Origin of the sequence: Peredibacter sp. HCB2-198, from assembly GCF_045999315.1 — a bacterium.
GTDB lineage: Bacteria > Bdellovibrionota > Bacteriovoracia > Bacteriovoracales > Bacteriovoracaceae > Peredibacter.
Genome location: NZ_CP174607.1, coordinates 3,026,682 through 3,045,776, shown reverse-complemented (window position 1 = coordinate 3,045,776; position 19,095 = coordinate 3,026,682). Strand labels below are relative to the sequence as shown.

17 protein-coding genes are annotated in these 19,095 nt (G+C 42.9%); 15 read left to right on the top strand and 2 right to left on the bottom strand.

Going from position 1 to position 19,095, the window contains the following annotated elements; all coding sequences use genetic code 11:
- The first annotated feature begins 23 nt into the window (after positions 1-23).
- The 7 genes from argS (at position 24) to ACJVC5_RS15390 (ending at position 9,010) form a co-directional block, all read left to right on the top strand.
- On the top strand, positions 24-1,769 hold the full coding sequence (argS, locus tag ACJVC5_RS15420; protein WP_408096428.1) for an arginine--tRNA ligase: 1,746 nt from the start codon (positions 24-26) through the stop codon (positions 1,767-1,769).
- Entirely contained in the window at positions 1,770-2,345 is a 576-nt protein-coding gene (locus ACJVC5_RS15415; RefSeq protein WP_408096427.1) for an FHA domain-containing protein, read from the top strand.
- Between the two features lie 120 nt (positions 2,346-2,465).
- Entirely contained in the window at positions 2,466-5,339 is a 2,874-nt protein-coding gene (locus tag ACJVC5_RS15410; protein WP_408096426.1) for a hypothetical protein, read from the top strand.
- Positions 5,336-5,806: a hypothetical protein gene (locus ACJVC5_RS15405; RefSeq protein ID WP_408096425.1), complete on the top strand. Its 471-nt coding sequence runs from the start codon at positions 5,336-5,338 to the stop codon at positions 5,804-5,806. The genes ACJVC5_RS15410 and ACJVC5_RS15405 overlap by 4 nt, the downstream gene beginning before the upstream one ends.
- The gene (locus ACJVC5_RS15400; protein ID WP_408096424.1) at positions 5,803-6,906 is read left to right on the top strand and encodes a hypothetical protein; all 1,104 of its coding nucleotides are present in this window, start codon (positions 5,803-5,805) and stop codon (positions 6,904-6,906) included. Before ACJVC5_RS15405 ends, ACJVC5_RS15400 begins: the two co-directional genes overlap by 4 nt.
- A 20-nt stretch (positions 6,907-6,926) precedes the next feature.
- Entirely contained in the window at positions 6,927-8,381 is a 1,455-nt protein-coding gene (locus tag ACJVC5_RS15395) for a hypothetical protein (RefSeq protein WP_408096423.1), read from the top strand.
- Between the two features lie 44 nt (positions 8,382-8,425).
- Positions 8,426-9,010 carry an FHA domain-containing protein gene (locus ACJVC5_RS15390; protein ID WP_408096422.1) on the top strand — a complete coding sequence of 195 codons (585 nt, stop codon included), beginning with the start codon at positions 8,426-8,428 and terminating at the stop codon, positions 9,008-9,010.
- On the opposite strand, the gene ACJVC5_RS15385 is transcribed toward ACJVC5_RS15390, so the two are convergent.
- A complete protein-coding gene (locus tag ACJVC5_RS15385; protein ID WP_408096421.1) occupies positions 9,011-9,364 on the bottom strand; it encodes a hypothetical protein in 354 nt (117 codons plus the stop codon).
- A 161-nt stretch (positions 9,365-9,525) separates the two neighbouring features.
- Between ACJVC5_RS15385 and ACJVC5_RS15380 the strand changes: the two genes are divergently transcribed.
- The 7 genes from ACJVC5_RS15380 to ACJVC5_RS15350 all read left to right on the top strand — a co-directional run bounded on the left by ACJVC5_RS15380 (position 9,526) and on the right by ACJVC5_RS15350 (position 15,900).
- Positions 9,526-9,999: an RrF2 family transcriptional regulator gene (locus tag ACJVC5_RS15380; protein WP_408096420.1), complete on the top strand. Its 474-nt coding sequence runs from the start codon at positions 9,526-9,528 to the stop codon at positions 9,997-9,999.
- Positions 9,996-11,429 carry a Fe-S cluster assembly protein SufB gene (gene sufB, locus ACJVC5_RS15375; RefSeq protein ID WP_408096419.1) on the top strand — a complete coding sequence of 478 codons (1,434 nt, stop codon included), beginning with the start codon at positions 9,996-9,998 and terminating at the stop codon, positions 11,427-11,429. The genes ACJVC5_RS15380 and sufB overlap by 4 nt, the downstream gene beginning before the upstream one ends.
- A gap of 3 nt (positions 11,430-11,432) precedes the next feature.
- A complete protein-coding gene (sufC, locus tag ACJVC5_RS15370; protein ID WP_321389922.1) occupies positions 11,433-12,194 on the top strand; it encodes a Fe-S cluster assembly ATPase SufC in 762 nt (253 codons plus the stop codon).
- Entirely contained in the window at positions 12,194-13,381 is a 1,188-nt protein-coding gene (gene sufD / locus ACJVC5_RS15365; RefSeq protein WP_408096418.1) for a Fe-S cluster assembly protein SufD, read from the top strand. The genes sufC and sufD overlap by 1 nt, the downstream gene beginning before the upstream one ends.
- Positions 13,381-14,607 (top strand): aminotransferase class V-fold PLP-dependent enzyme, encoded by a 1,227-nt coding sequence (locus ACJVC5_RS15360; RefSeq protein WP_408096417.1) that lies wholly within the window; start codon positions 13,381-13,383, stop codon positions 14,605-14,607. The genes sufD and ACJVC5_RS15360 overlap by 1 nt, the downstream gene beginning before the upstream one ends.
- A 7-nt stretch (positions 14,608-14,614) precedes the next feature.
- Positions 14,615-15,184, top strand: a complete 570-nt coding sequence (locus ACJVC5_RS15355; RefSeq protein WP_408096416.1) for a NifU family protein — start codon at positions 14,615-14,617, stop codon at positions 15,182-15,184.
- 344 nt (positions 15,185-15,528) lie between these two features.
- Positions 15,529-15,900 carry an FHA domain-containing protein gene (locus tag ACJVC5_RS15350; RefSeq protein WP_408096415.1) on the top strand — a complete coding sequence of 124 codons (372 nt, stop codon included), beginning with the start codon at positions 15,529-15,531 and terminating at the stop codon, positions 15,898-15,900.
- Here the strand turns inward: ACJVC5_RS15350 and hemF are convergent, their stop codons facing one another.
- The gene (gene hemF, locus ACJVC5_RS15345) at positions 15,901-16,788 is read right to left on the bottom strand and encodes an oxygen-dependent coproporphyrinogen oxidase (protein ID WP_408096414.1); all 888 of its coding nucleotides are present in this window, start codon (positions 16,786-16,788) and stop codon (positions 15,901-15,903) included.
- Between the two features lie 20 nt (positions 16,789-16,808).
- Here hemF and ACJVC5_RS15340 point away from each other — a divergent pair, with 20 nt between their 5' ends.
- Positions 16,809-19,007, top strand: a complete 2,199-nt coding sequence (locus tag ACJVC5_RS15340) for a CHASE2 domain-containing protein (RefSeq protein WP_408096413.1) — start codon at positions 16,809-16,811, stop codon at positions 19,005-19,007.
- The last annotated feature ends 88 nt before the right edge of the window (positions 19,008-19,095 follow it).

The window sequence follows — 19,095 nt, the reverse complement described above, 5'->3', positions numbered from 1 at the left end:
ATTTTTTTGACCCGAGGACACCCGTGTTCACATATCACGATCAGTTTCGTAAAGAGCTTGCGATTGCTATTGCCCCTATCATTGAGAAAACTTTTTCCATTACTTTTCCTTGGGAGAAGGCCTACGGATTATTTGGTGCCACACCATCTAAAGAGGCCGGCGATCTAGCATTCCCTCTTTTCCAAATCGCCAAAGAAGCAAAAACCAATCCGGCCCAGGCCGCAAAATCCCTGGAAGCAGCATTCACTGAACTTCCAAAATTTATCACAGAAAAGAAGGCCATGGGGCCTTACCTCAATTTCTTTTTTAATTTTGACGCTATCGCCTCAAAGATTATTCCATCAATCCTAAGCGGAGATATGTTTAAGCAGAAGCTTACAGAAAATACGCCGAAAACAATGATCGAATACTCACAACCAAATACCCACAAAGAAATGCACGTAGGTCACATGAGAAACCTTTGTCTGGGGGACGCACTTATTCGTCTTCACCGCTATTCTGGTTTTGATATCGTGGCCTCAACATTCCCAGGAGACGTGGGAACTCACGTGGCGAAATGTCTTTGGTATTTAAAGTTCCACTATAAAGGTGAAATTCCTAAAACGAAGAAAGGCGCATGGCTTGGAACTCTCTATACGGCCGGCCACAATAAACTTGAAGACGAGCGCGGAACAGAAAAAGAAGCTTCTAACCGTGAGCAATTAACCGCCATCCTAAAACAACTAGAACAAAAATCTGGTGAATATTACGACCTATGGAAGGAAACTCGTGAGTGGTCAATTGAACTCATGAACGAAGTTTACACTTGGGCCAATGTAAAATTCGATGTGTGGTACTGGGAATCAGAAGTTGATTCTGCCTCAGTAAAACTAGCACGTGAATATCAGCAGAAAGGTCTATTCGTTGAAGATCAGGGTGCCGTGGGTGTTAACCTGGAAGACTATAAGCTTGGCTTCTGTATGCTTTTAAAGTCGGATGGTAATGGGCTCTACGCCACGAAAGACATCGAACTCGCTAGACGTAAGTTTCAAGACTATCACATTGAGAAAAACATCTACGTGGTGGATAAACGTCAAGAACATCACTTCAAACAAGTTTTCAAAGTGCTTGAGCTTATGGGCTTTGAAAATGCCAAGAAGTGTTTCCACCTTCAATATGATTTCGTGGAACTTCCAGATGGGGCCATGAGTTCTCGTAAAGGAAACATCGTTCCTCTTCAGTCACTCATTGAAAACATGGTGAAGATGATCAAGGAGCAATACCTTAATCGTTATGTGAATGAATGGACTCCGGAACAAATTGAAAACACCGCTCAGATCGTTGCTAAAGGCGCCATTAAGTACGGCATGACCCGCATTGATCCAGGTAAGAAGATCGTTTTCGATATGCAAGAATGGTTGAAGCTTGATGGTGAATCAGGCCCTTACATTCAGTATGCCTATGCTCGAATTAATTCAATGGTGAATAAACTTGGCGCTCCAGTCTCGAATGAAATTCATGCAACTGCTCCACAAGAAAAAGATTTAGTGGCGCAACTTATGAATTTTCATCAGGTCGTGGAACAGGCCACTCTCCAATACAAACCTTCGGCCTTGACCGGCTATTTATATGACCTGTCTCGGGCCTATAATAGCTTCTATGCTGAATGTCCGGTGGGGTCGGCCCCAGAGCCAGTGCGCTCTTCACGTTTGATGCTGTCTAAGGCCACGGCCCTGACATTGAAACAAGGTTTAGCGCTTCTAGGAATTGAGGCCCCAGAGAAAATGTAAATGATAAGACTATCAGTTCAGATTGAATTTGATAAAGCAATGGACCTCACGACCCACAAAAAATCTGTGGTGGTGGGACGTTCCCCTAAATGTGATTTAGTCATCCCGCATGACTCAATTTCCAGACAACATTGTCAGATTGATTACAGTAAAGAAAAAGATGTGTTTTACATCACTGATCTTGGAAGCTCCAATGGCGTTACCATTAATGGCCAGAGAATTCCTCCCAGCACCAAGACCCTTATTCCACCAAATGCTTCACTTTCACTCGGGAAATTAGAGTGTGAAATCTCCAACAAGGCCGGGTCTCCTGGCCCAGATAATAAAATTGTAAGTTCAGATGTGGCCCCTAGTGGTGACTTCACTGCCACGATACGAATTGCCCGTCTTGAACTTAACAAGCCTTCTGTTACACTCGAGTTGGAGAAAAAGCCTATATCGAAAAGACCGCGCAATCCTGTCACCTATGAACCGCCTGTTGAAGTGGTGAAATCATCTCGCAAAAAGTGGTTCTTTCTCGCTCTAGGTATACTCATTCTAGCAGTCGCCTGGTTCATGGCCCCTGACAAGAATTAGACTCACTTAACCTTAAGTGCTCCACTAGTAAAAATGTAACTTTACCTTCCTAAACATATAATAAGACAATAATTAAAATTTATATTGTTTGGAACTCCATTCTGAGAGTTAATATTACTTATGAAATATTTTTCTAAGATTCTAAAAAACCAAGCGGGTGTGTCCCTCCTCTATATGGTTATGATCGTGGCCCTGGCCCTGGGTGGTCTTGGATACGTGACAACTGAAATGCTGCCTAAACTTCACAGTGAAAAGAAGAAGGCCGAATCAACAATTGATTACCGCGTTTTCATTTCAAGTTTAAATGATTATCTCATCCACGGGATTCGTGAACGTTGGTGTCTCTCTGTAAACAATGGAGTGACAGATCTTCTGCTTTCTAACGACTGTGGTGCTGGTAAGACCATGGAAGACATCGTGACTCATCCCGGGAACCTTGAGAGAATTCTATGGGGACCTGAGAACATCGGTACGACATTAACCAGCATGCCTAACGCTGAAAACGCAAACCGTATCCTAGCATTAAACTATGTTCGCCTTCACCAAACCCCTCCCAAGGCCTCACGCCAACTGACTTATGAAGATGTTTATCCGACAGATGGAAAACTTAAATTCAAGGTAACTCAAGCGGTCCTTCAGGACATGACGGATCAGCATCCTCTCTATCTCATCGCTAAAAGCGTGAGGGACTGTATCAACGAAGTGAATATCGAAATCTTTCAGGTCAAGGACTACAATAATATCGGTGCCGGTGAAGAAAGAAAAATTGGTATCAATATTTCGACCGATATTTCACGTACAAGATTCAGTTGTACGGTGATGAGAACGGCCGAATCGACGTCATACTATACTTTCTATCCAAGACGCTTACACACTTTCTCTCTTCTTAAATACGGCAACCTAGATACAAAACCAAATAACGAATTCCATAGTCCGGTTTATGTGGCCGGAGACCTGGTTTTGCCTCCGGATGGTTTTGATAAAAACCAAGGAAGTATTTTCTATGCTCCGCTCGTTCTTGGTATGTATAACTCAGGCGGAGGAACAGGCAGCATATTTCGGGCCGGTCGTGTGGTAAACAGTAACGGCTCAGATTACACCTTTACTGATCGTGGCCATCCTCACTTATCGAAACAAGACAACTATCCAAATTTTAGGGGATTTCTGGGTGGATTGAACCTGGACGCAACCGAGGACAAAGGATTTCATAATCTCTTTAACCATACTTCAACTACGGCCGTTAATCAGGAGCTGTTAAAGCAGTGTATTGAAGAGACAAAAGTTCAAACCACGCCAAGTATGAACAACTATTCTCGTCTTGGGTTTAACTTTTATAATACTTCCAATTCTGGAAATAATAACTCCCAACAGATTCGTCTGGGTTTTAACCTCAGAAACAGATTTAAAGCTTCAGGCATTTTACCGAGAGTCATCTCTGAAAATGACAGTTCTTTTGGAACTCCAGAAGATTACATTATTAAAATGTCTCTTCCGACTCCTCCAGAAGGCACGACCTCTTTAGGGGAATTCAGACTGAGAAATGACAATCGAACACTAAGAGGTATGATGGGTGTTGGCTCTGAAGCGAGACTTGAAATCAATCTCGAGAAACTTGATGTTACTGAGAGCTTTATCAATGGCCAGATTAAGGCCATCCAAGACGCCAAGAAGAATAATTATTCTTTTGCAATTACATCAAACCACATTTTCTCCCAATTGGAAGAATTCAAAGACTTTAAAGATAAAGGTGATGAATTTAAAGATGAGTGTGACGAGGACTCTAACGGTGATTGCGTTGACTGGGGCTATTCAAAAAAAGATGACTGCCTGCTCTTCAGCTGTAGAGATACAAAAGAGGCCTACGAGGACTACGATGATGCACGTAAAGATCTGATCCAAAAGCTCAATTCCATCAAGGAAGAGCTTAAGGATCCAGCGAAGCAACCGGTCGCCTCGTTTCAAATCTCTGACTATACGACCAGTGAGGGCTTCGTTTTAAATATGAAGACCCTGAGTTTTAATTACACTGATCAATGGAAGACCTACTTTAATCTTGCCCGCATGAAATTATCCAATGATGAGGAAGAATTCCGTTTTGACTTCTCTCCTTACCACTATGGACAATGGGACCGTACTGTAAGGTTAAAGCTTGCCGGTAATAGCGGCAGCGATCTTACACTTGTGACTGACTTCAACCCAAATAACAATTTAAGTGTTGATCGTTGGAAGAAAACCGACACATACGATAATTTCTCCAATGATCCTGACAGCAAAACAGATCCACGACCAAAAGAGATCTATGAACTAAACTGTCCTTCAGGAATGGGTATTGCGGACTGGGACCTGGACATGTCTGGTAGTACAAACTTTGCCTGGAACTATGCCAACACTCCTCCGGGTGCTCAAGTGGACACACCAAACCATGATCCTATTGATTCTATCGAGTTCGTTGTTCCAAGTGATCCGAAGCTTCCTATACTCGAAGGTCACGCGGCCTCTTACTCTAAATCAGTAGTAAAGGAATGTATCATTCCGAAAGAGCGTAATCGTGTTTATGGTTTTTATGTTTGTGAAAAGCTGGTGATTGAAGGCGGCCGCAGTCAACCGCTTTATATGATCGGAACCTTTATTGTAAAAGATCTTATTCAGCCGGTCGATGCTTCAACGGAGGTCCATTGGCACAGTATTTGGGACACCAAGGCCACTGACCTTGTGATGACGGATTTTAGTAGCTCAAAAGGTCTTTGCCAAAATACGGCGCTTCTCATGAGCTATACCTGGAAAGATCTAAAAGAAAATCCGGCCATTCTGGCGAAGGTAAATGCCTGTAGCCCGATGGATATGGTGAGTAACGGTCCTAACAACTTCAGCTGGACCACAGTTGATCCGGACATCGGTATTGCCAATCCTGGGGACGCGATGACGTCTCAGAAAGTAAACAGAATTCAAAAATGGGTCATTCGAGAAGATTCTCGAGTGGATATGATTAGATGAAAAAGCTATTTAACAACCAAAAAGGTATGGGCCTGTTAGAGATACTTGTAGGTATCTCCATTGCCTCTGTGGGTAGTTTCATTATCCTTAATGGGATTGATTACCTTACCAACAAGAAGGCCGTGGTGGATAAAAACGCCAACCTCGAAAACATGATTTCAGGGATCATTGGCTCCATCAGATCGAACATCATGATGGAGAAAATTGATTTCGAACCTGATGCCTTTTTGAACAACACGTCTTATGAGGCCGTCGACAAAAGTCTGAACCTCTGCTGGGTCAACGATGGGATGATTCCTCTTGAGGCCTATCCCAATTGCCCTGGAAAAATCGGTTATGTTGTAACACCTTTCAAGGTGGGCTCGATGGAATTCCGAGGTCTCTATAAGGTAACTCTCCGAATGACTCATAGAGAGCTTTTACCGAATCAATTCAGAGAATATGTATTCATTGTGAAGGACCCATGAAAAGAATAAACGGATTTTCGATGGTAGAAATGATGATGGCACTGGGTCTTACGGGACTCATGGCACTCATCGGTGTTAACCTGTATGAATTTTCTCAAAAAGAGACCAAGGTCTTAAGCGAAGACATCATCAATACAATTGCCCGCTTCGGAGCTTCAAAGACACTCACCTATGATTTGCTGTCGGGTGAACCTAGCTTCAACTATGTCAATCTCGCTGATGACAACAATCTTCCATTCTTCGCTCTCGCCAAGAACGAGTTTTGTAGAAATAGCACGTGTACCCGTCAACTGACCTTGGACATTAAACCCGGGGCCGTAAAATCTCGTTCTTTCTACATCATTGTTAAAAGACCTCAGGGGAAAGAAAGCCTAAAATTTACCATCGACCCAAACCTCGTTTACGGACCTGATCGTTCGTATGCCGGAATCAATTGGCAGAAAGCAGATGCGAACTACTCCATTACAAAATCTCCTGAGCGAGTGGATTCTCCTTGGCAGAAAGGACGTCTTCTCATGTTGACTTCGGAGATGGATTTTTATGATTGCTTGTCGCCCGTTCATTCCATGACCGCCTCAGGTAATTGTAAAGTGACCTGCGAAAACTCCGGTACCTGTAACTTCATCATTAAAAGACCCTACAAAATGTTAGGTGGAGTTAGTGATAACGAAGTTGATATGAACTACTATCCAATTGAAGGGGCCCCGACGGGACTTATTAAGTCTGCTTATCAAATCTGTCGTCCGAATAAAGATTATGTTTGTGCGGCCACGGTTGATATCTCTGGTGGTCTAGAATCAAGTAAGACCTTCTTTGATAAATTGCCTTATATCCCTGGAAACGATAACCGCACAACCCTCGCTCCAGTTGAAATCGTTCAGTACTGGTTGGAACGTCCAAACCCTACATCTCCTGACCACTTAATCGAATTAAGACGAGCACGAGCAACTTTAGTTGGCGGCAGAATCAAGTTCCAAAAAGGCGTAATCTTAATGACAGGCCTCCAATCTATTGTATTCTCGAGGAGCAACATTTCGAATTCCATCATCGACTACAAATTAAAGAAAGTTCGACTAAAAAAGAGTTTAAATAATAAGTAAGCAATACAAATGGGGTCTTTATGAAAATGATCACTTTTTTTATGGTTTTAGCAGTTTCAATACCTGCCTATGCACAATTCAGTGTTACGCCATTTGGTTCGGCAAGCCCCGTTCCACCGCCAATTGGCCAAAACCGTAAAACTGGTTGCGGTGCTGGTGGTTGTAATTTAGAGCTTACGATTAAGCCCTATTGTTACGGAACAAACCTCCGTGCTTATCCCGTTCAAACTCAATTGAATCCATCTGAGACAGTGAAAATGTACTTCACTATCATCAATCCAGATGATGCCAGCAAGAAGGATACTTTCGAAATTCATTTCCCTGCAAATGCCACATATGCCACAGGTGGTGTTCGTGCAGACTGTTCTTTCAATGAAGGTCAAAATATGAATGTGGCCGGTTACAAAGACATCACTTGTTCTTTACCAAACGTAGGGTCATTCAACTACAAATTAGAAGACTGGTTAACCAGCCATAACCCTAGAGGTTATGGTGGTGCAGACTTTGACCGTTATGCAGGTTCTCCGATGATGGCCCAAAGAATTGGTGCAGGAGACGTGGATAGTAGAATCGTTTGTCTTTATAAGTTCACTTCCAACGACAAACACGGCCAGCTTAAAACAAACGCTGTAAGCTGCTACTTCCCTTCAACTCTGCCAGATATTAGTAACCAGATTAAGCTCTATAAGGCCGGTACAGAAGTAACAAATGCTGAAATCATTGCCTCGGCCAACAATATCAAAATCAAGATTAACGACAGTCTTAATTCATTGAGCAGCAAGGTCGCCGTTCGTCACGGAAAAATCACTGCTCCAAAACCTCCAGGACACCATACTTCTTATGTTCAAGGTGGACGTGGACTAGCAGCTGTTCGTGAGCTTGAATCATTCGATGAGGCCTCTGCTTATAGAAGTTTTACGACTCAAGTAAAATTCCCAGGCTCTGAGGGTTTCTGTGGTGGCTACTACTCTCCACTGATGTTCTTCTTTGATAAACAAGTTCCTAAGTTTGATGGTGTGTCTCTGTTCCCACTTTATGGTGTTAAAGAAGGAACACGCGTAAACTGGCCTGAAAAAGATGCTCCAGGATACTTCCTCGCAAAACTTGGTAAAGGTGAAACAACAATCACAAAGAACAGCCAGCTTTTCGGTCAAGATGATAAACACGAGAACGGTTTCCTTGCTCTTGGTGTTTATGACAAAAACAAAGATGGCGTGATTGATGCCAAAGATGAGGTCTTTAATTCACTCCAACTTTGGAATGATAAAAACGGTGACGGTCAATCTGATGCTTCAGAATTACAACCTCTGAAGTCCCGTGGGATTGCTTCTATTTCACTCAAATATTCAACTCGTGATGTAACGAAGTTTGAAGATCGAGCTAGAGCTCGTGAGAAGAGTAAGTTCACTTATGTGGAAAACGGTAAAACAAAAACTGGTGATGTATTTGACGTATGGCTGGCGCCTTTAGACTAAGGCGCCGTTTGCCAAAGACCTGTCTCTTCTCTATACTATAGTTTATGAGATTGCATTTTAAACTCATAAACGGTGAAGAGCAGGATTTCACCATAGATAAACCTAGTTTTACTATCGGTAGATCCAGCCAAGCAGACATTGTTATCCCCCATGATGGGATGTCGAGAAAGCATTGCCTTATTGAAAATGTGGGCGGAAAGCTTTTTATCACTGACCTTGGAAGTATGAATGGTGTTTATCTCGACGATAAACGCATTCAAGCTGATACACCAACTCCTCTACCCATTTATTTAAACCTGTCTTTTGGGGCCGTCCAAAGCCTTCAGATCGACATGGAAGACAGCACCCGCGCTTATGCTAGGCCCAGCAATTTAAATGCGAATACAAGTGCCCCAGAGGCCCTGGCCGAGCATAATCTGACTTCGACTGCAACTGCTCTGTTGCCTAAGAAAACAAAAAAAGCAAAAGTCGAAATCAAAAAAGAGACAAAAAAAAATGTGAACTTCAATATGAAGAACATGTTTTTTCTGGCCTTGACATTAACATTTATTGCGACGGTGGCATTCTGGGCGGTCAGAGAAAAAATGGCCGAAGATGAACCTCTTACTCCAGAAGAAATGTACGAGTAATCACTCGTAGGCCTTTTCCTTCCATTCATCATTAATACAGAACCGATGGCCATGATTGTGGGTCGTTAGATAAAGCACTCTCTGATAACAGGCCTTTTTTGAGGCCATAGGTCCTATCGGAGCGCAGTTCAATCTCACTTGCTTCTTGGCCAATCCTTCCGCTCGTGATTCTTCACATTCTTTATAAAATTCTTTCCTAACACAGACCCAATGCCCATCTTTACAGTCATAAATAAGGTGCAAACCCGCCTCATATTTATCGGAGATTTGGTCCTCTTGCGGATCAAATTTCTCTTCTGGTTCGGCCCAGGCCCCAAAGGCAAAAAGCATGACTAAAAAGGTTAGATTTTTCATATTCTAGGCACTTATCGGTTTTAGTCAGGAATTCATGAGCACTGTTTCATATGTCAAACAACTCTAATGATTTCAATGGGTAAAAAATAGGTGCTAATTCGCCCTATTTACGTTACGATGCCGGTAAAGACATAAATAGGCTAAAAATAGGCGTATTTCATATGATTAAGATCAATCGACGGGTCGAGTATGCCCTGATGGTCCTCATGCTCATGAAGGAAAAAGATAAGTCAGATCTCACGACTGCTCGTGAAGTGTGTGACCGTTTCGAAACTCCTTTTGATACGACAGCGAAAGTGATGCAGCTAATGAACAACGTTGGCATCCTTCACTCTCAGAAAGGTGTGAAAGGTGGTTACTCGCTGGCCCGTGATCTCTCGCAAGTGACTTATATGGAACTAGTTGAGCTGATTGAAGGAAAGAGCTTCATGATGGATTGTCATGAGGGCCCATGTGAACTTCTTCACAAGTGTAATATCTCTCAGCCCATTAAGCGTTTAAACGATTATTTGATCAATATCTTCAATGCCCTGACATTGAATGAACTATTAGCGGAAGACAATCTCCTGGCATTGAAGAAATTACCAGAGAAGAAAGTTGAGCACTGCCCTCTGGTTGATAAGGTGAATTTATGAAAATTGAAGACAAACTACAGGACAATTACAAATACGGATTTGTCACTGACATTGAAACTGAAGAGTTCCCGAAAGGACTATCGGAAGACATCGTTCGCCTCATTTCTCAGAAGAAAAATGAGCCTGAATGGTTATTAGACTTCCGACTTAAGGCCTTCCGTCATTGGACAACTCTGACTCACCCTGAGTGGCAGTATTGTAAAATCCCACCAATTGATTTTAACGATATCTACTACTACTCAAAACCTAAGACAAAGAAAGACACGTATAAGTCTTTAGACGATGTGGACTCCGAACTTCTGGAAACTTTCGAGAAGCTTGGTATTCCTTTAACGGAACAAAAGCGTCTTATGGGCGTGGCCGTGGATGCGGTATTCGATTCAGTTTCTGTGGGTACAACTCATAAAGAAGAACTAGAAAAAGTGGGCGTTATTTTCTGTTCAATCTCTGAAGCAGTAGAAAAATATCCTGATCTAGTTAAAAAATATCTAGGAACAGTTGTTCCTTATTCAGATAACTACTATGCGGCCCTGAATGCGGCGGTATTCTCTGATGGTTCATTCGTGTACATCCCTAAGGGTGTTCGTTGCCCATTGGATCTATCAACTTACTTCCGTATTAACGCCAAAGAATCGGGCCAGTTTGAAAGAACACTCATCGTTGCTGATGAGGGCTCTTACGTGAACTACCTTGAAGGTTGTACGGCCCCTCAACGTGATGAGAACCAACTTCACGCTGCGATCGTTGAACTTATCACTCTGGACGATGCTGAGATCAAGTACTCAACAGTTCAGAACTGGTACGCCGGGGACAAAGAAGGTAAGGGCGGTATTTATAACTTCGTAACGAAACGTGGTCAGTGCCGTGGTAAGAACTCAAAAATTTCCTGGACACAAGTAGAGGCCGGATCTGCGATCACCTGGAAATACCCTTCTTGTGTACTTCTGGGAGAGAACTCTCAAGGCTCATTCTACTCAGTGGCCCTTACGAACCATTATATGCAGGCCGATACTGGAACAAAGATGATTCACGTGGGTAAAAACACGAAATCAACCATTGTTTCAAAAGGTATCTCGGCAGAAAAATCTCAGAACGTGTATCGCGGTCTGGTAAAGATCATGCCTTCTGCAACTGGTGCTCGTAACTACTCTCAATGTGATTCAATGCTCATTGGTGACGAGTGTGCGGCCAACACCTTCCCTTTTATTGATGTAAAAAATAATACGGCCATCGTGGAACATGAGGCCTCAACTTCGAAAATCAGCGCTGATCAGATTTTCTATCTTCAGTCGCGTGGTTTCTCGCAGGACAAAGCTGTCTCACTTATCGTGAACGGTTTCTGTAAGGACGTATTTAAGACTCTACCTCTAGAGTTCTCAGTGGAAGCAGTAAAACTAATCGAAATGAAACTAGAAAATAGCGTGGGATAATTTATGATCGAAATTAAAAATCTAAGTGCAAGTGTTGATGGTAACCAAATCCTTAAAGGAATTAACCTGACTGTAAAGAAAGGTGAAGTTCACGCCATTATGGGACCTAACGGTTCTGGTAAATCTACTCTATCAAAAGTTATCGCGGGCCACCCGGCCTATGAAGTAACTGGTGGTGAGATTAATTTCGAAATCAACGGTAAAATGAAAAACCTTCTGGAGCTTGATCCAGCTGAGAGAGCAAAAGAAGGCGTGTTCCTGGGCTTCCAATACCCTATCGAAGTTCCAGGTGTGTCTAACTTCACATTCTTAAAAGAGTCATTCAATCAGATCTGCGAACACCAGGGTCTGGACAAGATGGACGATGAAGCTTTCCTAAAACACCTTCGTACAAAACTTAAAATCCTTGAGATGAATGAATCATTCCTTGAGCGTTCAGTGAATGAAGGCTTCTCAGGTGGTGAAAAGAAGAAAAATGAAATTCTTCAGATGGCGATTCTTAACCCTCGTCTATCACTTCTTGATGAAACAGATTCTGGTCTTGATATTGATGCCCTTAAGATCGTGGCAAACGGTGTGAACGCGCTTAAGAGTCGCTTCAACGCCACTATTCTTGTCACTCACTATCAGCGTCTTCTTGATTATATCGTTCCTGACTATGTTCACGTTCTTTATAAAGGTCAGATCATTAAATCAGGCGATAAATCTCTAGCATTGGAACTTGAAGAGAAAGGCTATGACTGGCTTATCTCTGGAGTAAAATAATGAATATTGAAAACTTATCTGCTCTGGCAGATCAACATATTAAGGATAGCGCAGGGGCCCTGAAAGATTTCAGAAACGCCGAGCTTTCACTATTTAAAAAGAACGGATTTAACTCTCCGATTCTGGATGGTTACAAATTCACTAATCTTGAAACATTTTTTGGTTCGCTAACGGATTCGGCCCTCTCTTTTCAAAACGGCGAATTAACGACCCTGGAACTCAACATCCCAGGAGTAAAAGTTAAGAAGCTAAAAGACCACTTTGAAGAGGTTAAGAATCTTTTTAAAGAAGAGAACGCTCTTTCACATCTTCATCACGCTCTATTGAATGATGGGATCATCCTGGAAGTGGCCAAGAACGCAGAAGTAAAAACGCCGATTAGAATTGTTCACTCGATGAACAAGGCAGGTCTATCTGCTCCAACGGTTGTGGTTCTTGCTCACCACTTTTCTAAGGTGACTTTGATCGAAGAAACTTTAGGCGGTGGTTCTTATGCAAACGTCAATGAGACTTACATTCTTGCTCATGACGGCGCCAATGTTGAACACATTCAAATGGACCAGGGAAGCGAAGAAGGCATCACTCACAGTTCAGTCTTCGCTGAACTGGCAAAAGACGCCACTGTTAGAAGTTTGATCTTTAATGCTTCTGGAAAGCTTAACCGCAAGAATCTTCAAATGAATCTAAATGCGGCCGGTGCTCATGCAGAGTCATATGCTTTATACCTCACTAATGGATCTGAGCACTCGGACATCAGTACTGTGATCAATCACAAAGCGGCCGACACCACTTCAGACCAGATGGCAAAAGGCATTTTAGATGGAGATTCAAAAGGAATCTTCACTGGAAAAATTCATATTCACCCTAAGGCCCAACGTGTGGCCTCGGGACAATTAAATAAGAACCTTCTTCTTTCTAAGAAGGCCCAGGCCCACTCGCAACCGCAACTAGAGATCTTCGCGGACGACGTGAAATGTTCTCACGGTTCGACCACGGGCCAGCTTTCAGATGATGAAGTGTTTTACTTAGAGGCCCGCGGAATTCCAGCGGACAGAGCAAGAACTATCCTTGCCCATGGCTTCGGTCTAGAGATCGTGCTTAAAATTCAAAACGAAGAAGCACGTAACTTTATCAGTCCGTTAATTCTTAAGCGCCTCGAGAGCAAATTTGCTCTTGGGAGAATGTAATGAGTATTTTAGAGAATAACCCTTACCGCAAAGATTTCCCGCTGATCGACCAGATGGTCGATGGGAAGCGTTTAGCATATCTGGACAGCGCCAATACCACACTTAAACCACTTCCTGTGATTGAGGAAATGGATCGTTACTATCGCGCAGAGACGTCGAACATTCACCGTGCCCACTACTGGCTTTCAGAAAACGCGACCAATAAGTTTGAAGAGACTCGTGATAAAATAGCGAAGTTCATTCATGCTCCTGATCGCAAGCAGGTGATCTTCACCAAGGGTACTACTGAATCAGTAAACCTCGTGGCCCAGAGTTATGTGAGAAAGTTCTTAAAAGCGGGAGATGAGATCTTGTTGTCTCAGATGGAACACCATTCAAATATTGTTCCATGGCAAATGGCCGCTAAGGATAAAGGCATTATCATCAAGAAAATCCCTATTAATCAAAAAGGGGAAATCATCTTTGATGAATATAAAAAACTTCTTTCTGACAAAGTAAAACTGGTTTCAATCGTTCATGTATCGAATGCACTTGGAACTATTAATCCAGTTCGTGAGATGATTAAACTTGCTCATACTTATGGGGCGAAGGTTTTCGTTGATGGCGCTCAGTCAATCTCTCACCTTCCGATTAACGTTCAAGACCTTGATGTGGATTTCTTCGCCTTCTCTGGACACAAGATGTTCGGACCTACTGGCGTGGGAGTTCTTTACGGGAAAGAAGACGTCTTAAATGCTATGGACCCTTACCAAGGTGGCGGTAGCATGATTGACCGAGTGACGTTTGAAGAAACAACTTACAACGTTCTTCCGCTTAAATTTGAGGCGGGAACTCCACCGATTGCCGGAGTCATTGCTCTAGGTAAATCAGTTGATTACTTAAACCAGGTTGGCATCAATAAGATCATGGAAATTGAGCATGAATTATTGGTTTATGCCACGGAGAAACTCCTTTCTATTCCTGGACTCAAGATTTACGGAACGGCCGAACATAAAGCGTCTGTGATCTCATTCGGAATTGAAGGCATGCATCCACATGATATTGCTTTCATGATGAATAAATCAGGTGTGGCGATTCGTACTGGCCACCACTGTGCTCAGCCATTGATGGACTTTTATCAAGTACCGGCCACTTGTCGTGCTTCGTTTTCCATTTACAACAATAAAGAAGATATTGATCAGCTCTACCATGCGCTTAAAAAAGCAGTAGATCTTTTTAAAGAATAGGTAATTTATGTCACAGCAAGCTTTAGAAATTATTGTTCAACCGACACCAAACCCAAACGCGCTTAAGTTCATCTTGGATAAAGATGTTAAGACGGAAGGCAAAGTATCGTTTAAAACTCCTCAGGACTGTAAAGACGTGCCTCTCGCGGCAGCATTATTCGATCTTCGTGGTGTGGATCAGATTCACTTCTTCCAGAACGTGATCACGATCTCTAAATTCAGCTTCGAAGAATGGGACTCCCTGGAGCCAGCAGTACAGACATGTATTGAAAGCTTCCTGGAAGATCATGATCCAAACTTTAAGGTCTATGATCCAGAGGCCGAGCGCCTGGCAAACCTTTCACCTGAGCTTCGTTCAATCGAAGAAATTCTGAATAAAAGAATCCGTCCGGGCCTTCAAGGCGACGGTGGTGATATTGCAGTTAAAGACTATAAAGACAATGTTCTTATCGTTAAGTACCAAGGTGCCTGCGGTACATGTCCAAGTTCAACAACAGGAACTCTCGAGGCCATTAGATCCATTCTCCGCGATGAATTTAATCCGGACATCGAAGTTTACTTGGCCCCTGAAGTATAAAAATTTTCATACCTTCTTCCTGCATCTTCCCGGATGCAGGAATGCTGATGACTCATCTCAGGCCCCAAAATCTTCATCCTATCTCTAATTGAAACTTGTGTTACGTCAGATGCTTCGGTGACAATTGGAGCAATATCTTTGCTTATCAAGGAAACTTGCCTGAACTTTCTCGTTTCGAGGTCCGAGGAGTTGTTCATGGAAAAGAATCCTTGATTTAATTCTTATGAGACTATTAAAGGTCACTTAAGTTGAACCGACAGACAGAAAATATGATGGCTTAGACTTTATTCTAAAGTTTTTCTTAATATTTTAAAGATTTGGTGTTTATGATCCGTAATAGAAATATGAAGATTTTCCTAATGAACGATCAGCATACCTTCGAGTACGTTATCGAAACGGACCGGGTAAGCGTCGGCCGGGCGGATCATAATGACTGGTGTGTTCCTCACCATGAAATCTCCAAAGATCATTTTGTTATTTATATCCAAGACGAAGAGTTTTTTATTCAGGACCAAGGCAGTAAAAACGGTGTTTTTATCGACGGAACTCGAATTGAACCCTACAAGAAATATCCGATCAATATTCAGCAGAACATTGTGATTGCGCGAATTTTAAAACTCGCCTTCTACAGACGCCCAGGCCATACCGAATTAGGTATTACCGGGGCGATTGAACTAGAAACTCAAACTGAGACATTCGAAAAATTAAAGAAGTAATTACCAGGCACGTGGCGTGTAGTAGCTCCACATCTTTTCATGTGGCGAACCCGCTTTTGGTTTGTACTGGTATGAGTACTTGCAACGGGCCGGAAGTGAAATCAGAATTGAGTCCACTCGCCCATTCGTTCTTAGACCAAATAAAGTTCCACGATCGTGAAGAAGATTAAATTCAACATAGCGGCCACGACGATGAAGCATAAAATCTTCATCTTCCTCGGTCCAGTTCTCCGACATACGTTTTTTAACGATCGGGAAGTATGATTCAATAAAATGTTCAGAAAGGTCTTTTACTTTCTTCACATCTTCTTCAGTGTTACCCGTATTAAAGTGATCAAAGAAAATCCCACCAATTCCACGCATCTCTAGACCACGATGAGAATTATTAAAATACTCATCACAGGTCTTTTTCATCTGTTCGTAATCAGCACCGGCCGCTTTTTTCCAAATGCCATGGAAGTAAGTAAAGTCATCTTCGTATGGGTAGTAAGGAGTAAGATCCGCCCCGCCACCGAACCAGAATTTATTACCCTGGTGAATCATGCGGAAATTCGCATGAACTGTTGGCACACGTGGGTTCTTAGGATGAATGATGAGTGAAATCCCTGCGGCCCACATTTCGTCCCCTGAGCCTTGAAGGTGTTTAGCGAACTGAGGATCAATTTTTCCATGAACACACGAGGTGTTGACCCCGGCGTTCTCAAAAAGCTCACCTTGAAAAGCTCTGGTGATACCACCGCCACCTGGATGGCCCGCGTGATCAGTACGTGACCAAGGATCTTCCTTCATCACAAGCTGCGGATCAAGGGCCTGCATTTCCCGAGTGATTCGATCCTGTAAATCTTTAACGTGTTGGTGAAAAGAATTTTTTAATACTTCCAGTTCCATAAATGTCCTACAATAAAAATATGCTAATAAAATTTATCACAAATTCACTACGCTCTCTAGGGATGTTTCTCATCTTTATCTTCGCCACGGCCTGTATCTTTGGGTCAATCTTTGTGCGGGACATTGATAGCTCCACTCTCCTGGGTAAATTTCTCGATTACACCATTTCATTCGAAAATCGCTTTTACGATTTCCGTATGCGCGCTCAACTTGATCCCACATTCCGAAGCAAAGAAGTGGTCTTGGTTAAAATTGACGACTATTCACTTCAAAAACTTGGTATGTGGCCAATTCCTCGGACCTATCACGCCCAGATGATCGACAAATTAGGCGCTTTCGGCACGAAGGTCATCGCGATGGATATTATGTTTCCGGAAAAATCTCCTAATGTGGGAGATGTTTCGCCGGACACTGTCCTCGCCACTTCCATTAAAAATTTCCAGGCCGGCGGCGGTCGTGTCTTCCTCGCTTATACCCTTGCAGGGGAAGGAGAGGATTTTCTGCCTGAGGCCCCGGTAGAGATGCTCAACGATGCTGTAGATACTCGCAGTCAAAACGTTGAGATGACCCCTAAAAAAATTGGTCGCTACACCTTCCCGATTCCAGAACTTGTTGCCACCGAAGTGGGTCTCGGAAATATTTCCTCTCAAGAAGATCGCGACGGTATTTTCCGTCAGTATCAACTTATTGCGAACATCGACACCATCTATTACGGCTCGCTTTCTTTCAACGCCTACGAGGCCTTCACCGATAAAAAAGACCAGGTCAAGATCTTCTCTGATGCCACCGGTGAACTTGAAATCGACGGCAAGAAAATGGAAATCAGTCGCAGTGGTGAAACCAAGATTCGCTACGTGGGCGGCGAAGAACAATTCCCCTCAGTTTCACTTTATGATCTGATCAATGCTTCACCTGATGATCCAAAAATGAAAGAGATTCTGAATAACAAAATCGCTTTTATTGGTTCAACCGCCACTGGCGCCCATGATCTCAGACCTTCTCCTATTGATGCCAAAATGCCTGGGGTCTATTCACACATGAACATGGCCCACATGCTTCTCCATGGATACTTTTTCCAAAACTCCAATGAATCAGTGAAGTATTCACTCATTTTCCTTTTGAGTGGAATGGTGATCTTCCTTCTCGTTCAGCGCTTTGGTAACCCTTTTCTCGATGCCTTGGTGATTATCATAATTGTTTCAGGGGCCTATTTCGCTGATCAATATCACTTTTTACCACAGGGATACGAATTAAAACTTTTCTACTGTTTTTTCTGTTTCGTGGCCTCTTATTCATGGAACACCTTCCTGAAATTCTACGAGGCCAACAAAGAGAAAAAGCAAATCCGTGGGACATTCGCTCGTTATGTGGCACCAACTATTGTTGATGAGATGCTCAAAGATCCGGACAAGCTTCACGTGGGTGGAACGAAGATGGACATCACTTGCCTCTTCTCTGACGTTCGGGATTTTACCAAAATTTCAGAGGGACTGACTGCGACTGAACTGGCCCATTCTCTTAACATGTACATGGGTAAAATGACCGACATCGTGTTCGACACAAAAGGCACACTAGATAAATATATTGGTGACGCCATTGTGGCGATTTGGGGAGCTCCTCTTGAGATCGGGAACCATGCTCAGTATGCAGTGGAAGGTGCCATCAAGATGATCACCATTCTTCCTGACATCAATGAAGAGTTTAAAAAATTAGGTCGCCCTGTTTTCAATGTCGGTATCGGACTTAACTCCGGTGAATGCTCAGTCGGGAACATGGGTTCTGATCGAATTTTCTCTTACACAGCACTAGGTGATAACATGAACCTAGGCGCCCGTCTTGAGGGTCTCTGTAAGTATTATGGAACTCAGATTCTCATCTCGGATATGACTCTTGAGAGATTGGATCTGACTCATATTAAGACCCGACCGATTGATAAAGTGATTGTGAAAGGTAAGACTACACCAGTGGCCATTCACGAAGTGCTTCACCCCCATCATCCTATGACAAAAGATCCTGAGGCCCTAAGTTTTTACCTGACTGCCTGGAAACAATTCCAAGAGAAAAACTTCTCAGGTGCTTTAGAAATCTTCTCTCAACTTTCCATGGCCATCGAGACTGACAAAGCAAGTAAACGCATGAAGGAACTTTGTCAGAAGTATGTGGATCATCCGGAACTTGTGACCGATATGTTTGACGTAACAACCATGACTGAGAAATAAAAAAGGTCCTCAGAAGAGGGCCGGCTTTTATAGCTTCGACAGAAGAAATAAAAAAGGTCCTCAGAAGAGGGCCGGCTTTTATAGCTTC